17 protein-coding genes are annotated in these 19,012 nt (G+C 62.6%); 10 read left to right on the top strand and 7 right to left on the bottom strand.

What is annotated here, in order from left to right:
- Position 1: 1 nt before the first annotated feature.
- Positions 2 to 493 carry a GNAT family N-acetyltransferase gene (locus IF103_RS12670; protein WP_023380711.1) on the bottom strand — a complete coding sequence of 164 codons (492 nt, stop codon included), beginning with the start codon at positions 491 to 493 and terminating at the stop codon, positions 2 to 4.
- 93 nt (positions 494 to 586) lie between these two features.
- Between IF103_RS12670 and IF103_RS12675 the strand changes: the two genes are divergently transcribed.
- Positions 587 to 1,255: a class I SAM-dependent methyltransferase gene (locus IF103_RS12675; protein WP_023380712.1), complete on the top strand. Its 669-nt coding sequence runs from the start codon at positions 587 to 589 to the stop codon at positions 1,253 to 1,255.
- A gap of 66 nt (positions 1,256 to 1,321) precedes the next feature.
- On the opposite strand, the gene IF103_RS12680 is transcribed toward IF103_RS12675, so the two are convergent.
- The gene (locus IF103_RS12680) at positions 1,322 to 2,203 is read right to left on the bottom strand and encodes an NHL repeat-containing protein (RefSeq protein ID WP_023380713.1); all 882 of its coding nucleotides are present in this window, start codon (positions 2,201 to 2,203) and stop codon (positions 1,322 to 1,324) included.
- A gap of 205 nt (positions 2,204 to 2,408) precedes the next feature.
- Here IF103_RS12680 and IF103_RS12685 point away from each other — a divergent pair, with 205 nt between their 5' ends.
- The 4 genes from IF103_RS12685 to IF103_RS12700 all read left to right on the top strand — a co-directional run bounded on the left by IF103_RS12685 (position 2,409) and on the right by IF103_RS12700 (position 6,514).
- Complete coding sequence (locus IF103_RS12685) at positions 2,409 to 3,389, top strand: aliphatic sulfonate ABC transporter substrate-binding protein (protein WP_202675369.1); 981 nt, start codon at positions 2,409 to 2,411, stop codon at positions 3,387 to 3,389.
- 16 nt (positions 3,390 to 3,405) lie between these two features.
- Positions 3,406 to 4,797, top strand: a complete 1,392-nt coding sequence (locus IF103_RS12690; RefSeq protein ID WP_202675370.1) for an LLM class flavin-dependent oxidoreductase — start codon at positions 3,406 to 3,408, stop codon at positions 4,795 to 4,797.
- A 106-nt stretch (positions 4,798 to 4,903) separates the two neighbouring features.
- A complete protein-coding gene (locus IF103_RS12695) occupies positions 4,904 to 5,740 on the top strand; it encodes a bifunctional allantoicase/(S)-ureidoglycine aminohydrolase (protein WP_023380716.1) in 837 nt (278 codons plus the stop codon).
- Between the two features lie 168 nt (positions 5,741 to 5,908).
- Complete coding sequence (locus IF103_RS12700) at positions 5,909 to 6,514, top strand: START domain-containing protein (RefSeq protein ID WP_202675371.1); 606 nt, start codon at positions 5,909 to 5,911, stop codon at positions 6,512 to 6,514.
- Between the two features lie 102 nt (positions 6,515 to 6,616).
- Here the strand turns inward: IF103_RS12700 and IF103_RS12705 are convergent, their stop codons facing one another.
- The 4 genes from IF103_RS12705 to IF103_RS12720 form a co-directional block, all read right to left on the bottom strand.
- The gene (locus IF103_RS12705) at positions 6,617 to 7,324 is read right to left on the bottom strand and encodes an anti-sigma factor (RefSeq protein WP_023380718.1); all 708 of its coding nucleotides are present in this window, start codon (positions 7,322 to 7,324) and stop codon (positions 6,617 to 6,619) included.
- Complete coding sequence (locus IF103_RS12710; RefSeq protein ID WP_027907362.1) at positions 7,321 to 7,869, bottom strand: sigma-70 family RNA polymerase sigma factor; 549 nt, start codon at positions 7,867 to 7,869, stop codon at positions 7,321 to 7,323. Before IF103_RS12710 ends, IF103_RS12705 begins: the two co-directional genes overlap by 4 nt.
- A 130-nt stretch (positions 7,870 to 7,999) precedes the next feature.
- Positions 8,000 to 8,527, bottom strand: a complete 528-nt coding sequence (locus tag IF103_RS12715; protein WP_202675372.1) for a DUF3455 domain-containing protein — start codon at positions 8,525 to 8,527, stop codon at positions 8,000 to 8,002.
- A 318-nt stretch (positions 8,528 to 8,845) separates the two neighbouring features.
- Positions 8,846 to 9,325 (bottom strand): Lrp/AsnC family transcriptional regulator, encoded by a 480-nt coding sequence (locus tag IF103_RS12720; protein ID WP_027907360.1) that lies wholly within the window; start codon positions 9,323 to 9,325, stop codon positions 8,846 to 8,848.
- Positions 9,326 to 9,485: 160 nt separating this feature from the next.
- On the opposite strand from IF103_RS12720, the gene IF103_RS12725 reads away from it, so the two are divergent.
- From IF103_RS12725 to IF103_RS12735, 3 genes are all read left to right on the top strand, one after another.
- Entirely contained in the window at positions 9,486 to 11,312 is a 1,827-nt protein-coding gene (locus tag IF103_RS12725; RefSeq protein WP_023380722.1) for a tyrosinase family protein, read from the top strand.
- Entirely contained in the window at positions 11,309 to 13,045 is a 1,737-nt protein-coding gene (locus tag IF103_RS12730; protein WP_023380723.1) for a DUF8225 domain-containing protein, read from the top strand. Before IF103_RS12725 ends, IF103_RS12730 begins: the two co-directional genes overlap by 4 nt.
- 61 nt (positions 13,046 to 13,106) lie before the next feature.
- A complete protein-coding gene (locus tag IF103_RS12735) occupies positions 13,107 to 14,711 on the top strand; it encodes a hypothetical protein (RefSeq protein ID WP_023380724.1) in 1,605 nt (534 codons plus the stop codon).
- A 66-nt stretch (positions 14,712 to 14,777) separates the two neighbouring features.
- Here the strand turns inward: IF103_RS12735 and IF103_RS12740 are convergent, their stop codons facing one another.
- Positions 14,778 to 15,320, bottom strand: a complete 543-nt coding sequence (locus tag IF103_RS12740) for an RrF2 family transcriptional regulator (RefSeq protein WP_023380726.1) — start codon at positions 15,318 to 15,320, stop codon at positions 14,778 to 14,780.
- Positions 15,321 to 15,598: 278 nt separating this feature from the next.
- Between IF103_RS12740 and IF103_RS12745 the strand changes: the two genes are divergently transcribed.
- Positions 15,599 to 16,801: an NAD(P)/FAD-dependent oxidoreductase gene (locus IF103_RS12745; protein ID WP_104883856.1), complete on the top strand. Its 1,203-nt coding sequence runs from the start codon at positions 15,599 to 15,601 to the stop codon at positions 16,799 to 16,801.
- A gap of 245 nt (positions 16,802 to 17,046) precedes the next feature.
- Positions 17,047 to 18,657, top strand: coding sequence for a methyl-accepting chemotaxis protein (locus IF103_RS12750; RefSeq protein WP_390897582.1), 1,611 nt, complete (start codon positions 17,047 to 17,049; stop codon positions 18,655 to 18,657).
- The last annotated feature ends 355 nt before the right edge of the window (positions 18,658 to 19,012 follow it).

Here is a 19,012-nt window from a genome sequence, read left to right on the forward strand (position 1 = left end):
CTCACAGCGTCATTTCCATCTCGTGCCAGGCCATGCCACCATGGTCGGATGCCGAGGGCTGCACGTAGCGGTATCCCATCTTCTCGTACAGCGCCACGTGCCTGTCCTTGCACATCAAGTGAATGCGGCGCTTGCCCATATCCCGCATGCGTTTGACGAATTCGCTCATCAAACGACCCGCATGGCCTTTGCCCTGGTGGGCCGGATCGACCACTACCGACATGATCACCACGTTCGGCGCAGCGGCGTCATGGCCTACCAGCGATTTGAACGCTTCGTCCGACATCACCACTTCCCAGGCACAGCCACTGTTGATGAAGCCGATCACCTCACCAGCGTCCTCGAGAATCAAAAACCCTTCAGGGTACTGGTCGATCCGCTTGCGGATCTTTTCCAGGGTCGCTGCCTCGTCGCCTTCGTAGGCCGTCGACTCGATCTGGAAACAACGCTCGGCGTCGGTGGGTACGGCAGTTCGGAAGGTTGCAGCGCTCATCGGGTTCCTCGCAAATAGCAGGCGGCAAAAAGCGATAGCTTACCGCTTTTTATTGCCTATGCTTGAACCGCCTCCCCCTCATTGGACCTTGCCATGTCATCACCCGAGAGCGATCTGCAAGCGAGCTGGCAGCGCAACGCCCAATCCTGGATCGACGCCGTGCGCAGCGGTGCCATAGACAGCAGGCGGCAGGTGACGGACCAGGCGATCTTACTGGCCATTCTCGGTCGTCAACCCAAACGGGTGCTGGACCTGGGCTGTGGCGAGGGCTGGTTGCTGAGGGCACTGGCAGAACGCGGCATCGAGGCCGTGGGGGTCGATGGAGACGACGGATTGGTGCAAGCAGCGCGATCGGCTGGGTCGACACAGGTCTACCAGGCCAATTATGGGCAGTTGGTCGATGCCGAAATAGACGTGGGTTCAGGTTATGACCTGATCTGTGCCAACTTCGCGCTGCTGCATCAGAACATCATCCCGCTGCTGGCGGCCATGAACGCATTGCTCACCCCAGGCGGTGCGCTGGTGGTCCAGACGCTGCACCCCTGGAGCGTGGCTGCCGGAGACTATCAGGATGGCTGGCGAGAGGAATCATTCGCCGGAATGGCCGGGCAGTGGCAGCCGATGCCCTGGTACTTCAGGACCTTGTCCAGTTGGCTGAATGCGCTGGAGATGGCTGGGTTGCAGTTGGTCTGCCTACAAGAGCCCCAGCACCCGCAAAGCAGTGTGCCCCAGTCGTTGTTGATGATTGCGCAGCGCCGTTGACGTCATCGGTCCTATCGCCTGCAAGCCGGTGCCTGCTGTGTCACTCCTAAGGAGGCCGTGGGTCATTCACTGCAGTGTCGCGGTGACGGGCGCCACAGGCGGACGCAGGTGCAACACGCGGTCTCGCCCACCTTCAGCCAGCAAGTATCCGCCCTTGCCGTCCGGCACGATCGCCTGGGGCGCTTTGAGGTAGGACAGCACGGTGTGCTGGTCGCCCTGGGCATCGATACGCAGCAACCGTGCACGATGGGTGTTGTCTTCGCTGATCCACAGGCCGCGCTGGTCGCAGAAGAGGAAGGTCGGGTTGCGCAGGCCTTCGACCACCACCGGGTCCTGACCATCGTCGGACACCGCACGCACTTTGCCAGTGGCTTTCTCGGTATACAGCAAGCGCCCATCGCTGCAGCGGGTCAGGCCTTCAGTTTCAGTCAGGCCCGAGCGCAAGACATCGAGCTGGCCACTGTGCCAGTCGTAACGCAGCAAGCGGCCATTACCTTTGCGGTCTTCGATGGCGTAGAGCGTGTCGCCGTCGTTCCACAGGCCCTGCACACTGTCGCCCTCGAACAGCGCAGTGACCTGACCATCACGGGCAAGGCTTACGGGCGCTCGGCCACCTTCCTGGCTGAACACCCATCCCCCTTGGGCGGCCACCATGCCATCTGGCTTGGACAGATGATCGACCAGCACCACCCGGTCGCCTTGGGCAGTGATCTTTAGGATGCTGCCTTTGCCATCGTCCAGTTCGCGGCTGACCAGCAGGCTGCCGTCGGCCTGGGGCAGCAAGGAAGCGGCTTTGTCTACCTGGCGATGCAACACTTCGACGTCCCAACCCTTGGCAGCCTGCACTGGATAGAAGCTCTGCCAGGCGAAGAAACCCAAGGTGGCAGCCAGCAGGCTGGCGGTGGCGGTCAGGGCAATACGCGTGCTGCGCTGGCGCAGGGTGGGCATGGACACAGGCTCCTTGAAATGGCCCGTCGATGCTAGCAAGGCAATGTGAAAAAAATGTCGTTGACACCGCTGAAGGTAATCAACAAAAAGGATATAAAAATAATAAAACAATCTAACTAAATAGAATAAAGGAATTGAAAGCAACAGGCCTCCTCCTTAGGCTGGGTTCACGGTTTGCCCTATAAGAACTGAAGGAGCGTCAGCCATGTCCAAACGAACTTTCTCCCCTCTGCGCCGCCTGCTGCTCGGAGGCCTGCTGGCCGGTGTCGCCAGTGCCCTGCTGCCGTGGTCCAACGCCCTGGCCGAAGAGGCCAGGACACTGCGCATCGGTTATCAGAAATTCAACAGCATCAACATTCTCAAAGGCAGCGGCGCACTGGAAAAAGCCCTCGCGCCACAGGGGGTGAACGTCAGCTGGCATGAGTTCGCGGCTGGCCCGCAATTGCTCGAAGCCCTGAGTACCGGCGCCATCGACCTCGGCCACGCCGCCGATGCCCCGTCGGTGTTCGCCCAGGCCGCTGGCAAGCCTGTGGTGTACCTGGCCGCTGAGCAACCCTACCCACGGGGCATCGGTGTGGTGGTGCGCGAGCAGGACAACCTCGGCTCGGTACAAGACCTCAAGGGCAAGCGCGTGGCCACTGGCCGTGGCTGGAACGCCCAGTACCTGCTGGCGGTGGCCCTGGAGCAGGCTGGCCTGAGTTACAGGGACATCACCCCGGCCTATGTCAACAATGCCGCCGATGCGGTGGCAGCCCTGCAGTCGGGCAGCGTCCAGGCCGTCACCCTTTGGGACCCGTTCCTCGCTGCAGCCGAAAGCCAGCCCGGCCTCAAGAACCTGCGCGATGGCAGCGGCCTCTCCAACAACCGCACCTTCTACCTGTCCACCGCAGCATTCGCCGACCAGCACCGTGACCTGCTCAAGACCTTCTTCACCGAGTTGGGCAAAGTCAGCCAGTGGGCCAACGCCAAACCGGGGGAAGTTGCAGCCTTGCTGGCACCGCAATTGGGTATCGACGCCAAGGTGCTGGAAGTGGCCAGCGAGCGGCGCAACTACAACGCCGTGGCCATCACTGCGCAGATCGTCGCCGAGCAGCAGAAACTGGCCGACACCTTCCAGGGCCTGGGCCTGATTCCGCACAAGCTGCACGTGGCCGACGCGGTCTACCCAGCCTCCGTGCTGCCCTGAGCGGAGCTTGCCTACCATGCCACGCCCGATCCGCTTCAACGCCTTCAGCATGAACGCTGCCAGCCATCAGTCCCCCGGCCTGTGGCGACACCCGCGCAACACCAGCGTGGCGTTCAATCGCCTCGACTACTGGACCGACCTGGCCCGCCTGCTGGAGCGCGGACTGTTCGACGCCTTGTTCATCGCCGATGTACTGGGGATCTACGACGTGTACCAGGGCGGGCCACAGGCAGCCCTGCGCGGTGGTGTACAGGTGCCGGTCAACGACCCGTTGCTGCTGGTGCCGGCCATGGCCGGGGTGACCGAGCACCTGGGTTTTGGCGTGACTTTCTCGCTGACGTACGAGCACCCCTACCCGTTCGCCCGGCGCATGTCGACGCTCGACCACCTGAGCAACGGCCGGGTGGGCTGGAACATCGTCACCGGGTATCTGGACAGTGCCGCGCGCAACCTGGGCCTTGCCCGGCAATTGGGTCATGACCAGCGCTACGACCTGGCCGAGGAGTACCTGGAGGTGTTGTACAAGCTCTGGGAAAAAAGCTGGGACGAGGACGCCGTGGTGCTGGAGCGCGAGACGGGCCGCTACGTCGAGCCGTCCAAAGTGCACGCCATCGGCCATCTGGGCGAGCACTTCCAGGTCCCAGGCATGCACCTGAGCCAACCGTCGCCGCAGCGCACCCCGGTACTGTTCCAGGCTGGCGCCTCGGCGCGCGGCCAGCTGTTCGCCGCGCGCCACGCCGAATGTGTGTTCATCAGTGGGCCGACGCCCACGGTGTTGCGCCGCTATGCCGAAGGCATCCGTCAGGCCAGTGACGCACAGGGTCGCGGGCGTGATGAGGTGTTGATCTACGCCCAGGCACTGTTGATCGTGGCGCCAACGCGGCAAGAGGCCGAGGCACGTTTTGCCCAATACAGACGCTATGTCGACCTGGATGCCGCCCTGGCCCTGCTATCGGGCTGGACCGGTATCGACTTCGCAGGCCTGGACCCGGACGCGCCCATCGAGTACGTCGAGAACGACGCCGGCCGCGCCGCGCTGGCCGCGTTCACCGCCGCCGACCCGAACCGCCGCTGGACCGTACGCGAAGCCGCCGAGTTCATCGGCTTGGGCGGGCGTGGTCCGGTGCTGATCGGCTCGCCCGGCGAAGTTGCCGACCAACTGGAAACCTGGCTCGACCAAACCGGTATCGACGGATTCAACCTGACCTACGCGGTGCAACCGGACGACCTGACCAACGTGGTGGAGCTGCTGGTGCCGGAGCTCCAACACCGTGGCCGCTACCCCACGGCCTATACGGAGGGCACCTTGCGGCACAAATTGTTCGGTCAAGGCGCGCACCTGCCCGGGGCGCACGCTGGGCGTCAGGTCCGCATTCAGCCGGCAAATACCGGGTATTCCAACATTTAATTTGTGGATGATACAGGCTCGCCCCTATGCTGTCCGTGCATCCCCTGCGCCGCACCGGCCGGTGCGGTTCACGGCACGGGGAGAGAACAACAAGTCGAGATTGTCCATGTCGAATCATTCGTACTTCGCCCCCCACGGTGGGCACCCGGCTCAGACCGAGCTGTTGACTGACCGTGCCATGTTCACCGAAGCCTATGCCGTCATCCCTAAAGGCGTGATGCGTGACATCGTCACCAGCCACCTGCCGTTCTGGGACAAGATGCGCATGTGGGTCATCGCCCGCCCGCTGACTGGCTTTGCCGAGACCTTCTCGCAGTACATCGTCGAAGTGGCCCCGGAAGGCGGCAGCGAGCGCCCGGAACTGGACCCTAACGCCGAAGCCGTGGTATTCGTCGTCGAAGGCGAAATCGACATCACCGTCGAGGGCAAGCACCACACCCTGGGCCAAGGTGGCTATGCCTTCCTCGCCCCTGGCGCCGAGTGGAGCCTGCGCAACAACAGCAAGGCCAACTGCACCTTCCACTGGCTGCGCAAGCACTACCAGAAAGTCGAAGGCCTGGACGTGCCGGAATCCTTCGTGACCCACCGCGACAACGCCACCGTCATTGAAATGCCGGGCACCGAAGGCCGTTGGGTTACCACCCGCTTCGTCGACATGGCCGACATGCGCCATGACATGCACGTCAACATCGTGACCTTCCAACCGGGCGGCGTGATCCCGTTCGCTGAAACCCACGTCATGGAGCATGGCCTGTACGTGCTGGAAGGCAAGGCGGTGTACCGCTTGAACCAGGATTGGGTCGAAGTGGAAGCCGGCGACTTCATGTGGCTGCGCGCCTTCTGCCCGCAAGCCTGCTATGCCGGTGGCCCAGGCAAGTTCAGCTACCTGCTGTACAAGGACGTCAACCGCCACGTGCACCTGACCCTCAACCCACAGCGTTGAGCCCAGGCTGACGGCCATCGATCACGCCGACTGCCACAGGAACGAGCAGGTCCTGTAGCAGTCGGTTCGCCGGCGCAGCGCTACCTCGCAGCCCCATGCCACTGGCGCTTGTGGCGCGCTTTTTCTTTGCCGCGCATACTGCTACTCCCCCCTTGCGCGGTGTCCATCATGCTCCGCTACCGCCTGTTCGCTGCCCTGCTTTCTCTCTCGCCCATCGGCCCGCTGGCCGCTGGAGACTGGAACCTGGCCTATGACCGCGAAGGCATCAAGGTGTACCTGAGCGCTGTCACCGACTCACCCTACCAGCAGTTTCGCGGCGTCAGCCGGATGAAAGCCAGCGTGCGCACCCTCACCGACCTGCAGGAAAACCTGCGTGTCGCCTGCAAATGGCTCTACGCCTGCGCCCAAATGCGTCTGCTGGAGGTCGCAGGCGACAGCACCTGGGTCTACCTCACTACCAACCTGCCCTGGCCCACCATGCCGCGTGACATCGTGGTGAAGGTGACTACCGAGCGCCTGGAAGACGGCACCCTGTTCCGTCATCTGAGCGCCGACCCGGACAAGCTGCCCGAGGCGCCGGGACTCATTCGCGTACGACGGCTCAGTGGACAATGGATCATGAAGCCGTTGGGTGAGCGCGATACCGAAGTGACCTATGCCCTACAGGCAGATCCCGCCGGGGATGTACCCGGTTGGCTGGCCAACCGTTTCGTGGTGGATGCGCCAGTGGTCACCCTGCGCACGTTACGCGCCGTGGCTGAGCGCCAGCGTTGAGGCCAGGCCCGCGCATGTGGTTGCTACGCGGTGCCAGCAAGCGCCGCCAGCGAGGGCCTGCACCTGGGTTTCGCGGGCAAGCCCACGCCCGGCCCGCCCGGATCAGATCACCTTGACTGCACGGCCGATGAACTTTACCGGGCCCGTGGGGGCACCGGTAGGAGACCCTCCCGCTTTTTCAAGCGTCAACTCGAACAACTGGTTCGGCTCGAGCGCCGGCAGGCGCTTCACAGGCACACGGTAGGGCTCGCCCGGCTTGACCAACCCCAGCGAAACAGGTGCGCGCCACTGTTCACCTTTGGTCCAGAACTGCAAGGTCATGCCATCGGGCACAGTATCGCGGCCAAGGGGTATCAGTTCGATCATCCGCGCATCATTGGCGTGCACTACCCAGCCAGGGGCTTGGCCCGACGGCGCCACGAGCACGACTACATAGGTGGTCTCCGGTGGTGTGCGGGTCCACAGCGCCAGGGCCAGAAGCAAGCTTGCAGCCAGCCCGGCAGCACTCAAGCCTTGCCACAGGCCGACGCGGCGCCACCGACTGGCAGAGCGCGGACCTGGAGATTGGGACTCGTCAAGGCTGCGCTCAATCCGCCACCATAGGCGACGCGGGGGCTCGAGGGGCTCGGCCAGCTGGGTCAATGCGAGCAGTCGGGCCTCCCAAGACTCGACCGCGGCGCGTGCGGCGGGCTCTGCTGAAAGCCGCGCGTGCAAGGCGGCACGCTGCTCTGCATCCAGGGTTCCCAGGACGTACTCGGCTGCCAGATCGTCCAGCTCCTGATCACCTGCATCCACTGGGGTACCTTTCATGTCATGCACTCCCGTAAGGCCTTCAGGCTGCGCTTGATCCATGCCTTCACAGTGCCCAAGGGGGCGCCGAGCAGAATCGCGATTTCAGCGTTGCTACAGCCATCGACATAAGCGTGCAAGATGCAGCGCTGCGCGGCGGGCTGCAGTCGCTCAAGGCAGCGGTAGATCTTCGTCGACCCTGACCATAACTGCATGTCGCCACCGTCGGCCGGCAGCGTCAGCGCGGCCACCATGGAGGTTTCGTCCAGGTCGGTTTGGCAACGACTGTCGCGCACGTAGTTCAAGGCCAGGTGACGCGTGACGCTGTAAACCCAGCCGCGCGCTGAACCTCGCGTCGAATCGTAACTGGCGGCGCGCGTCCAGATGCGCAAGAAGGCATCGTGAACGATGTCTTGCGCTGCCGCCGGGTCCCGCGCGATGCGTTGAACGACCCCGAGCAAGCGGGCCCCCTCATGCTCGTACAGCGCCTGTAAGGCGCGGCGGTCTCCCTGGGCGCAGGCAGCGAGGCAGCCCTCGTAGTCAAAAGCAACAGCGGGCGCGTTCAAAGGTGGGACGCTCCTTTCATCATGCTCACGACGATGCCCCTGGCAACCCGCCAGGGGCTCGTCCAGCAGCGTAGCTGAGCAATGGAGACAGCGCTTCAAGCCCTGGTTACCCAGGCCGTCGGGTGGATCGTCACTTGGCTGACCAGAACACGTAGTCCGCCTGGTACTTGACGATCTGCTGCGCCCCTTTGTTTTGCTCCGTGCAACTCACCGCCGGTGCCACACCGCCACGGGTGGCGAGGCGCTGTATGTAGCTGACGCCTTGCATGGCGCCCGCACCGTCTGCCGGGTTAGCTTTGACCAGTTGATAAGGCAGGTCGCCTTTGGCCGCAGGCGCAATGGCGAGCTGGGTGCCAGTCACTTTCGAGCCATCCTTGGCTTGCCAGGTGGCGGGCGGACCGAAATAGTCACCCACTGGCTTACCAGCGCGGTCATTCAGAACGGCTTTGGGGCCAATGAAGAACCATTCTGTTTGACCTGGCGCATTGGCCTTGTCTCTGCACTCGTAGGTAATTTCCCCCACCCCCACGGTTTCCAGCATGACTTTGTGGCCGTCGGGTACCTTGACGGCAGCCGGAATGCCAGACTGGGCATGGACGGGGGTAACCCCGAGTGCAAGACAAATCGCGAGCATTGCGGTTACGGGCTTGGTGCTCATAAGGAAGCTCCTGAAGAGGGTATCGGCAGCGCGATGAGCGACTGCCTGATAATCACTACCCGCCAACTGCCGATATGGATGCACTGCCGCGAAAAAATAGAGGGGGCCGGAAAAGACCTCGAATGGATAAGGGCCAATGGCGACTGCGCAGAAAGGTCTTTTGGTTTACGCGAGGAAGCAGCAGGGTGTGTTCCTGCAACTGCTCATCCCGCTGATGTCGAGCAGCTCATCACGCGTCAGTGGATGGGGCTGGGAAATGGAAAGAGAGACCCACCGTGCGAATCTGCGATGGTTGCCCTTCATTCAGCTGACACAACGTCAGACATCGACGGCCCGGTGTAACCCACCTTCCAGCGGTAGCTCGTAGGATTTCTTCACCGTACGCACCACCAGGGTGGAAGAGTAAGTGCGAATCGGAATATCCCGGTACGTATCGAGAAACCGGTAGATGTAGTCGGTGTACTCGGTGGCGTCGCGAAACTTGGCAACCATCACGAAATCGAACTCGCCGGTCATCAGGTAGCAATCCTGGATCTCCGGGTGGCTGGCGAGGATGTGCTGCATCTTGCGGTCGATGTCGTTGCTGTCGCGATCGAGCTTGACCAGAAAGAACGCGGTCACCTGAATTCCCAGTTTGCGCTCGTCCAGTATGGCGACCTTGGCCTTGATGATGCCCGCGCTCTCCAATCGCCTGATCCGCCGGTAGCAACTGGTGGAAGACAGCCCGACGCTGTCGCTGAGCAATTCCAGATTCTGGCTGCAATCCTTTTGCAGCTTTCCAAGAATCTTCAGATCCATGGCGTCTGTCATTTTTCCCGTGTCTTCCTTGAAAAACTGCAATGAATCCGCCACGAGGACGCGCCAATTTGCACGATTCCCTGCGGGCTGGCTCTTTACCATCAACTGAGCTTAGCAGCCCGGCCAAATCTGGCCCGCAGGGCCGCATGAGAGGGACCTCATGATCATTGCCAAACCCACATGGGCCGCGGACATCCACGGCCTTTTCACCGCCCCGTACTGGATTCCCGCCGCGCAGCGAGCGGACGTGGCCGCCTCTTGGATCGGGTGCATGAATGCCTATTTCGTGTATCTGGACGACCCTGGGTCGGTAAAGGCCTGGTCAGAAACCATTTACCAGCACCTCGCCTCGCGCAACATGCCGCTGACGCTGGACCAGCAGCAGTTCTGGCCAATCGATGCGCTGGAAACCTTCAGGTTGTGGGTCAACCAGGGCTGGCGCCTGGACGACAGTTCTCCCTTCGACCTGGCCGAGCGCATCCCACCGCCGGACCTGCCGCAGCCGGTCAAGCGGGTGAGGCAGGACATCCGCGCCCTGAGCCTGGAGGAGCTGAACCTGTACCGCGCGCGCTTGGACGACGTGATGCACGTGGGCGACCCTGACAGCGGCTCGCCCTGGCAACGTTACGCCTATATCCACACCAATTGGTGCCTGCATTATCAGGAGGCCTTTGCGCTCTGGCATCGGGCCTACCTGTTGTACCTCGAAGAACTGATCGACTGCGCAATCCCTTACTGGGACTGGATGGCCGAAGACGCCAGCGTCGATGGCAGCGCGCAAGCCGGCCTGCCCCAGGCCTTCCTCGATGAAACCTATGTGCACCCGCACACCGGCCAGACCCGGCCCAACCCCTTGCGCTATGCGGCTGCCAAGGATGGCTGTTCCAAGGTCTGCGCCAGCGGCGCGGGCGACGGGGTGGATTGCCGGTACGTGCAGCGCGATCCATTGTTCTACACCCATGGCGACGAGTCGCGCTTCGCTCGCACGCGCTTGTTCGGCATGAGCCGGATCTTCCAGCAGCAGGTGGTCGATGCCCTGAAGTTCGCCACCTTCAGCCAGCCACAGGGCGTGCCCGGCTATCCATGGGCCAACATTCCAGTGTTCGATCCACCCCAGGAAGACCGCCTGTACCCCAATCGCAGCCTCAACTTCGATGGCCTGTACGAGCAACCTCATGACAACTACCACGGTTGGATCGGCGGCGACATGGCCGATAACGCCTACACCGCGTTCGATCCGGTGTTTTGCTCCTACCACGCCAACATCGACCGCATGCTCGAAGTCTGGATCAGGGCCCACCCCGGGGCGCAATTCACCACGCAGTGCCTGCTCCAGCCGTTCGTTGGGCGTGACGCCACGCAACTCAACTTCACCACTGCCGACCCTTGGCGCTACACCACCCTGGGTGACATGGCCCAGGACAGCCGACACATCGGTTACGACTACGGCGTGCCGGTAGCCCCGCAGTTTGGCGCACCCAAGGCAGCCAACAGTGCCTGCTGCAAGCACAGCGCAACATCCGCCTCGACTGCGGATACCGCTGCAGGGCCCGGGCCGTGGGTGGTGTTCGACCATGTTCGTTGCACCCATGACACCTACCTGATCGACGTATTCCTCGACCAGCCCGACGCCAGTGCGCAACACGTAAGCGCCGACAACCCTCATTACGTGGGGCGCTTCAGCCGTATCGGCATGGGGTTGGTGGACGACAAGGGCCGCTGCATCACCCACGGCGTGTCCCGCGCACTGAATGCGGCCCGCAATGCCAGCGCGCTGGGTCTCTCGCCCGACGCTACGACGCCGTTATCGCTGGTGGTCACACATGTGGACAGCGGCCGCGTGCTGACACCCGACCAATACACGACCCTGCCTGGATTCATCGCCCGACTGGTGTGGGATGACCCGCGCCAAACCCCTGCCGGTCCGCCCCCGGTGACCGGCTGTTGTTCTGCTTCCACCTCACGCCTACCAGGAGAACCGACATGAGCACGTCCTTCACACAGTTCACCTCGCCCGCCGGCCAAGCCCCCAAGGACTACAACAAGCTGGGCCTGGAAGACCAGTTGCCGCAGTTTGAAACCGACTGGAACAACAACCTCACCGGCTGGACCCAATCGTCCATCATCGGCAACCCCTGGTCCAACCTGAACGACGCCCCCCGCTCGGGTTACTACAATCCGCTCGTCGAAGGCTTCGGTGACGTGACTGTCCCCGCGATCACCTGGGCGCCCTTCCCCAACCGGCTCTGGACGTTTTTCTACAACAACGGTGCGGCGATCGTTCCCCAACTGGGCGGCAACGCCATGACTCTGGAGCAGGTGATGGAATTGGCCGATCACGGCCAGATCACCCTCAACAACACCCTCTACAAACTCTACGATCCCGACAACCAAGGGACCTTGCTGCAACTGCCGGCCAAGCGCTGCCCCAGCATCGACTGGAAAGGCCAGTACACGGCGTTCTCGCCCTCCGGCCCACGGGGCTGGCTCGACGAGTACTGCGAGTGGTCCATCGTGCGCGATACCGACGGCAACATGCGCAAGATCACATTCACCTGCGAAAACCCCGCCTATTTCCTGGCCATGTGGCGCATCGATCCGAACGCGGTACTGGGCCTGTACCGGGACTACATCGACCCGAACGTGCAACTCGAAGACCTGTACCTGCGCTATGCCGTCGATTGCCCGACCGGCAAGGCCGGAGATCCAGTGATCGACCCCACCACCGGCCAGCCGGCCTATGACACGGTCAACAAATGGAACGCCGGTACGGCCTGTGTACCCGGCCAGTACGGCGGCGCGATGCACTTGACGTCCGGCCCCAACACCCTCAGTGCCGAGGTGTACCTGGCTGCCGCCGCCACCCTCCTGCGACCGGTGAGCAGCAGCCAGAACGCCCAGTCGCTGATCTGCTGCGCGCAGTACGGACAGAACTATCGCAACTCCGACCCGCACATCGGCTTCATGGCCAATACCAAGGCGGTGAACAATCGGCTGTCGCTGACCAACCCCATTGGCCTGTACCTGCAACAGCCCACCGATTTCAGCGCCTGGAAAGGCCCGCAGGGCCAGGACGTGAGCCAGTATTGGCGCATCACGCGCGGCACGGCCAAGTCGGCGGCCAACGGCTCCGACCAGATCCTGCAGGCGGTGTTCGAGGTTCCGCAAAGCGCAGGCTTCTCGATCAATGACATCACCATCAATGGCCAACGGGTCGACTATGTGTGGGTCATCGCCCAACAACTGCTGGTGGGCCTGAGCGTCACCGCCAAGCCGATCACCGTCACACCCCCGTCGTTCCCTTGCGTACAGGCGCGGGTTGAGGGGCTGCAACCCTGGCCGGTTCAACTGCTGCCAGTAGACCTGTTCTACGGACAATCACCCACCGACCTGCCCGCCTGGCTTGCACCGGGCAGCAGCAACTCGTTCGTACTGGTGGTGCAGGGCGCCGACCCGAGCACCACGACGCAGAATGCACGGGTGCAATTCTCCAACCCCGGCATCACGGCGCAGGTCACCCACTACCTGCCAGACGCATCCGCCATTCCCGGACAGACCAACTCCGGCGGTACCCAGGCCTACATCCTCACCATCACGGTGAGCCCGACGGCAGCACCCGGTCTGGTCATGGTGCGCGCGCTCAATCCGGGCGAAGACGCGAACGTGAGCGCGGCCGATCACCCTTGGGAGGCCGGCCTGGCGCTGGTGCCCGGCGCCTGAACCACGCCCCTCTCGTGCCGCACCTTCGGGTGCGGCTTCACAGCTTGCAAGGAGCGCAATGATGTCCAGGTCACGCTTGAGTCTCATCTCGCTGTTGAGCGGCATGTTGCTGTATCTGTCGGCCCTGCCTCCCGCTGCGGCAGCCACGATGTCGGATGCCGACAGCTGTGTGCAGCAGCAATTGGTGTTCAATCCGGCCAGTGGAGGGTTCCTGCCGGTCAACAACTTCAATGCCACCAACCAGGCGTTCATGAACTGTTTTGCCTGGCAGTTGTTCATCGCCCTGAACTGGCCGGTCAATCCCGGCTGGCCTGCCACCGCCAGCCTGGCGGGTGAACCCGACATGAACAGCACCCTGGCGCAATTCGGAGTGCCCTCTTCCCCGGGGCAACCCATGAGCGTGGCGCCCGTGTGGGCCAGCTACAAAGATGCCAACGACATCTTCCTGCCCGGCGCGCCCACGCCCACCGGTTGGGGCGTGCAAACCATGGTACCGTCCGGTTGCAGCACCCAGGGCAGTCTGAAGGCCCTGAAGGTAGGTGCACGCAAGTTCATGAATGCCACCTCAGAAGGCGCGATCAACGCCTTGCATGGTTTCCACCTCTCGACCGGGACGGTCGCTTCTATTCCCGACCCCGTCATGGAAGCGTCCGGCGGCTGGCTGACGGACCAGTCTGGCAACTTGGTGTTCTTTGAACGCAAAGTGGGCAAGGCCGAGTTCGACTACATCGTCGAGAAGGGGCTCTATGATGCCGCCAATCAGTTGAAGGTCGCGCAAAACCTCGATGGCAATACACCGGAAGGCCTGTCGCTGCCCCTCGGCGAGCCAATGCGTTCGCTGCCGCCGACCCCTGTGCCACAGGAGCAGCTGGGCGCGCTTGAGCTCAAGGCCGCGTGGCGTGTGCTGACCGGCAAACCCGAGCTGTTCGGGCGCTACCTGACCACTGTCGCCTGGCTCAAACGCCCCGACACACTGGAGTGCACCCAGGAAGTGGTGGGGCTGGTGGGCCTGCATATCATCAACAAGACCCAGGCGTCGCCCAATTTCATCTGGACCACCTTCGAGCAGGTGGACAACGTGCCCGAACCGGACCAGGCCCCGCCGCAAGGAACCCCGCCGAACGGTTTCTCTTTCAACAACCCCGACTGTGGGAGCGGCCCTGCGTGTGAACCCAATGTGGCTCGTATTCAGTGCAAGCAATACCACCCCGACAAGGACTGCACCGATCTCTTTCCACGCGACCAGCCGGTACAGACCACCCGTGAGCACCCCGTCCCCAGCGACCTGCAAGCCCTGAACAGCGCGGTGCAATCCAACTTTGCACAGCAGACCCACGGCCAGTCGGTGTTCCAGTACTACAAGCTGATCAACGTACTGTGGACCCTCGCGCCCAATCCTCCCAGCCCGGAGCCGGGCGCCAATGCCCAGGTGCCGCTGTCATACGGGCCGTTCATCAGTCAGGGCAACGTGCCGGTGGCCAACACCACCATGGAGACTTACGTACAGGGCGATGACTGCAACAAATGCCATCAGTACGCGACGATTGCCGGCAGCCCCTCCTTGGCCTCGGACTTCTCCTTCCTGTTCAACAGCGCGAGTTCCGCCGGCCATAAAAGCCTGATCAAGCGCGTCAAAGCCTTCGAAACGCTCAAGGACCGCCCCTGACGCGCAAATGAGGTGATCGCTGTTCGCACCGAACTGGGCCCCGGAGCCGGTGACGCAGGATGAAAGCTACACCTGCTTCACCGGTATCTCTAAGGCGCCGCCCTTTCCCTCGCGTCGCTCACTGATCCACGCGTTGACCTGCTGGCCAAACGCTGCCGGCGCTTTGCGCCCGAAACGCCGGGCAAGGTCAAGGATAGTTTGCTGGGCCAGCGCTTCCTCCATGCGTTTTTGTGCATTGAGCATCACCGCGTGGATCGCACAGGTGCCCTCGGTCGCCCATCCAGGAGGCGAGCCATCAAAGAGTGTGCAGCGCTCGCGAATTTCTCGGCAGTCGAAGATTTTCTTCGGGCCATCGATCGCCGTGACGATGTCGAGCACGGTGATTTCATCCGACGGCCGCGCCAGGCGGAAACCGCCACGCACCCCTTCGGTCGCCGCCACCAACCCCGCGCGCGCCAACTTGGTGAAAACCTTGGCCAGGTACTCCTGCGGCACGCCCTGCAACTCGGCCAGGTCGCGGACGCTGGACTCGCGCGTCTCACCACGCTCGTCCACCAAGTACAACAAGCAGTGGATGCCGTATTCGACCCCAGCACTGTAGAGGGACATATCTATCTCCGACTAATCCTGTCGCAAATGTTACGCGCTAACCGTCGTAATAGCAAAGTAGTCGATCGCCGTTCGTCGTTCACAAACATGCCTAAACCGCTGTTAAAACCCCGGGATAAATGGCTTTCTCTGCGATTGACCGTCATCTTGCCAGGCGCCGAAGAGAAAAAAAGCTTGCGGCCATAAACTACGATCAATACAGTCGTAGTTATTCGAACGACTCAGCTGACGTCATCGAATCCTTCCAGACCTCGTGAACGACCCCTGCGGAGCCCCTCATGAAATCCAACATCCTGATCATCGGTGCCGGCTTTGCCGGTGTTTGGAGCGCCCTGAGCGCCGCCCGCCTGCTGGACCAGGCTCGACGCGACGATGTGCGCATCAGCGTGCTTGCACCACAACCTGAGCTGCGCATTCGCCCGCGCTTTTACGAAGCGGATGTCCACAGCATGAAAGCGCCGCTGGGCGAGCTTTTCGAAGCCGTTGGCATTCACTTCATCCAAGGCAGCGCCGACACCATCGACGCCCAAGGCCGCAGCGTCAGCTACACCGACAATCACGGCCAGCTGCAACGGATCACCTATGACCGTCTGATTCTCGCCGCCGGCAGCCAAGTCGCGCGCCCCGCCGTGCCGGGCCTGGTCGAATACGCTTTCGATGTCGACCAGATGGAGTCGGCCATGCGTCTTGAACAGCATCTTGTAGCCCTCGCGTCGCGACCGGAGTCGCCAGCACGCAACACCGTGGTCGTGTGTGGCGGTGGTTTCACCGGCATCGAAACAGCAACTGAAATGCCAGCTCGCCTGCGGTCGGTGCTGGGCGAACAGGCTTCGTTACGGGTACTGGTCATCGACCGTGGTGCCACCGTGGGAGGGGCGCTTGGCGCAGGCATCACACCTTCGATCGTCGCGGCCTGCGAACAAGCGGGCGTGCAATGGCTGACCGGCAGCTCGGTAGTAGCAGTCGATGCCGGAGGCGTGACCCTCGACAACGGCGAATACGTCGCTAGCCATACGGTTATCTGGACAGTCGGCGTGAAGGCCAGCCCACTGACCGCGCAAATTGCCGGAGAGCGCGACAGCCTTGGACGTCTGCGGGTCGACGAGCACCTGAAAGTGATCGGCCAATCGCATATCTATGCCACCGGCGATACCGCTTGGGCGGCGGTGGACGATCTGGGCAACCACGCGCTGATGACCTGCCAGCATGCCATCCCCATGGGCCGCCACAGTGGTAACAACGCAGCGGCCGACCTGCTCGAGCTGCAACCGGTCGCCTACCGTCAACCCAAGTACGTCACCTGCCTGGACCTTGGTGAATGGGGCGCGGCATTCACCGAAGGCTGGGAACGTGAGCTCAAGCTGCAAGGCCTGGAGGGTAAGCATCTCAAACGCCAGATCAACTCGGTATGGATCTACCCGCCCGCTGCGGACCGTACCCAGGCCCTCGCAGCTGCCGACCCGTTGATTCCTGTCGTCTGACCGCCAGGGAACTGACAAGTCCGCCAACGAGGGCGGACGCGTCTTTTGCACAACGAAGTTGAATGGCTGTTCAGCAATGATGGCACCGTGGCATCATTCAAGCAAAAAAGAAATGAGGGTGAGAAAAACACACTTAATTCGCAGCGCATCAAGAGCCTGGCGCCAGCCCCGGTGACCCGGCCTTGCGACCATGCTCTTGACGCCTGCACGACGACGTCAAGGAGCAATCAATGCAGCTAAGGAATATGAAGATCGGCATTCGCGCTGCCAGCGTGTTCGCCTTGTTGGGCATCCTGGTCCTGGCCATGGGCCTGATCGCGCTGTTCGAAACCCGGCAAATGGACAAGGCCACGGATGAGATCCGCATGACGTGGATGCCTTCGGTGGTCGCATTGAGCGAGATCAGCAGCAATCTCGGTCGAGCCCGTGCCATCACCCTGCGCGCCGCACTGGACGATAACGACAGCGAACGCGCCCGCAACATCGAGCAGCTCAAAGGCATCAACGAGCAGTTGCAAAGCGGCCTCAAGGACTATGAGACAACCATCATCGACGCCGACGACCGCGCCCTGTTCGCTGCATTCACCACGGCTCACCAGCAGTACTACGAGGGCCAGGCCCTGGTGATCGAAGACCTCGCCGCCGGCCGTATCGCTCAAGCCAAGCAGCGTATCAGCGGCCCGCTGACCCAGCACGCCGATAGCATGATGAAGGCCATGAGCGCCCTCATCGCCTACAACGGCAAAGGCGCCGAAGACGCTTCGCAACGCAGCAGCGACATGGCGGACGAAGCCTTCCTGGCCATCACTGTTTCGCTGGTGGTCATCATGCTCGCCCTTGCCGCCATCGCCACCCTGCTCACGCGCAGCATCGTCGTGCCACTGGGCGAAGCCGTGAGCGTGGCCGAGCGCGTCGCTACCGGTGACCTGACCCAGCCGATCAAGGTGAGCGGCCGCGATGAGCCCGCCCTGCTGCTGGGCGCACTGAGCCGCATGCAGGAGAGCCTGCGCGACACCATTCGCAAGATCGCCGCGTCTTCCGACCAGCTGGCGTCGGCATCCGAAGAGCTGCACACCGTCACCGAAGACACCAGTCGCGGCCTGCACCAGCAGAGTGCGGAAATCGACCAGGCCGCCACTGCGGTCAACCAGATGACCGCCGCGGTGGAAGAAGTGGCCAACAATGCGGTGAGCACCGCCGATGCCTCCAAGGGCGCCGACCGCACCACTCGCGACGGCCGTGACCAGGTCAACCAGGCCCTGGAGTCGATCCAGCATCTGGTCCAGGACGTCTCCGGCACCTCACAGGAGATCGAACAGCTGGCCAGCAACGCCAACGAAATCAGCCGCGTGCTCGACGTGATCGGTGCCATCGCCGGTCAGACCAACCTGCTGGCCCTCAATGCCGCCATCGAGGCCGCACGCGCCGGTGAAGCGGGCCGAGGTTTCGCCGTAGTGGCTGACGAAGTCCGCGCCCTCGCCCACCGTACCCAGCAGTCCACCGCCGAGATCGAGCAGATGATCGTCGGTATTCAGTCTGGTACCGAACGGGCAGTGTCCGCCATGCACAGCAGCCAAGGCCGGGCCAACGGCACCCTGGAGGTGGCGCAATCAGCAGGTCAGGCGCTGGAAGTGATCGCCGAGGCAATCGCCTCGATCAACCAGCGCAACCTGGTGATCGCCAGCGCGTCCGAGCAGCAGGCGCAGGTGGCACGCGAAGTGGATCGCAACCTGGTGAACATCCGTGATCTGGCGATGCAGACCTCAGCGGGGGCCAACCAGACCAGCGCGGCAGCCCAGGACCTCTCGCGCCTGGCGGTTGACCTGAACGGCATGGTGGCGCAGTTCAAGGTGTGATCGGCTCAATAGTATTTATCCATTGAATACCGCGCGGCACCTGAAGTATGCTCGGGGTCATTCATTGGAGAGCAACATGCCGAAACACACCTGCAACCCCGCCAAACACACCGGTCGCACCGCGCGTCCTGTGCTGGCCGTTGCTGGCTGCGAGGCTGTCGCCAGCTTTTATTTTGGGTATTGGTTTAGCCACTAGGCGCCGCTGATACCCACACGGCGCCCACTTTCGAGGGGCCGCCGAATACGAGAATACTCAAACCCCCGGTCGGCTCCCCGACCGGGGGTTTTGCTTTTCAGGCCATCGACAACACCGATTCACACTGAGGACAGATTCATGAACTACGCCACTTACTGC

The sequence above is a fragment of the Pseudomonas sp. SK2 genome (genome assembly GCF_016772395.1).
GTDB lineage: Bacteria > Pseudomonadota > Gammaproteobacteria > Pseudomonadales > Pseudomonadaceae > Aquipseudomonas > Aquipseudomonas taiwanensis.

Coding starts and splice junctions, on each gene's coding strand:
- IF103_RS12700 (WP_202675371.1), top strand. CDS start 5,909: ATGCTCCGCTACCGCCTGTTCGCTGCCCTGCTTTCTCTCTCGCCCATC.
- IF103_RS12690 (WP_202675370.1), top strand. CDS start 3,406: ATGCCACGCCCGATCCGCTTCAACGCCTTCAGCATGAACGCTGCCAGC.
- IF103_RS12720 (WP_027907360.1), bottom strand. CDS start 9,325: ATGGATCTGAAGATTCTTGGAAAGCTGCAAAAGGATTGCAGCCAGAAT.
- IF103_RS12745 (WP_104883856.1), top strand. CDS start 15,599: ATGAAATCCAACATCCTGATCATCGGTGCCGGCTTTGCCGGTGTTTGG.
- IF103_RS12750 (WP_390897582.1), top strand. CDS start 17,047: ATGAAGATCGGCATTCGCGCTGCCAGCGTGTTCGCCTTGTTGGGCATC.
- IF103_RS12725 (WP_023380722.1), top strand. CDS start 9,486: ATGATCATTGCCAAACCCACATGGGCCGCGGACATCCACGGCCTTTTC.
- IF103_RS12730 (WP_023380723.1), top strand. CDS start 11,309: ATGAGCACGTCCTTCACACAGTTCACCTCGCCCGCCGGCCAAGCCCCC.
- IF103_RS12680 (WP_023380713.1), bottom strand. CDS start 2,203: ATGCCCACCCTGCGCCAGCGCAGCACGCGTATTGCCCTGACCGCCACC.
- IF103_RS12685 (WP_202675369.1), top strand. CDS start 2,409: ATGTCCAAACGAACTTTCTCCCCTCTGCGCCGCCTGCTGCTCGGAGGC.
- IF103_RS12695 (WP_023380716.1), top strand. CDS start 4,904: ATGTCGAATCATTCGTACTTCGCCCCCCACGGTGGGCACCCGGCTCAG.
- IF103_RS12715 (WP_202675372.1), bottom strand. CDS start 8,527: ATGAGCACCAAGCCCGTAACCGCAATGCTCGCGATTTGTCTTGCACTC.
- IF103_RS12735 (WP_023380724.1), top strand. CDS start 13,107: ATGTCCAGGTCACGCTTGAGTCTCATCTCGCTGTTGAGCGGCATGTTG.
- IF103_RS12740 (WP_023380726.1), bottom strand. CDS start 15,320: ATGTCCCTCTACAGTGCTGGGGTCGAATACGGCATCCACTGCTTGTTG.
- IF103_RS12670 (WP_023380711.1), bottom strand. CDS start 493: ATGAGCGCTGCAACCTTCCGAACTGCCGTACCCACCGACGCCGAGCGT.
- IF103_RS12705 (WP_023380718.1), bottom strand. CDS start 7,324: ATGAAAGGTACCCCAGTGGATGCAGGTGATCAGGAGCTGGACGATCTG.
- IF103_RS12675 (WP_023380712.1), top strand. CDS start 587: ATGTCATCACCCGAGAGCGATCTGCAAGCGAGCTGGCAGCGCAACGCC.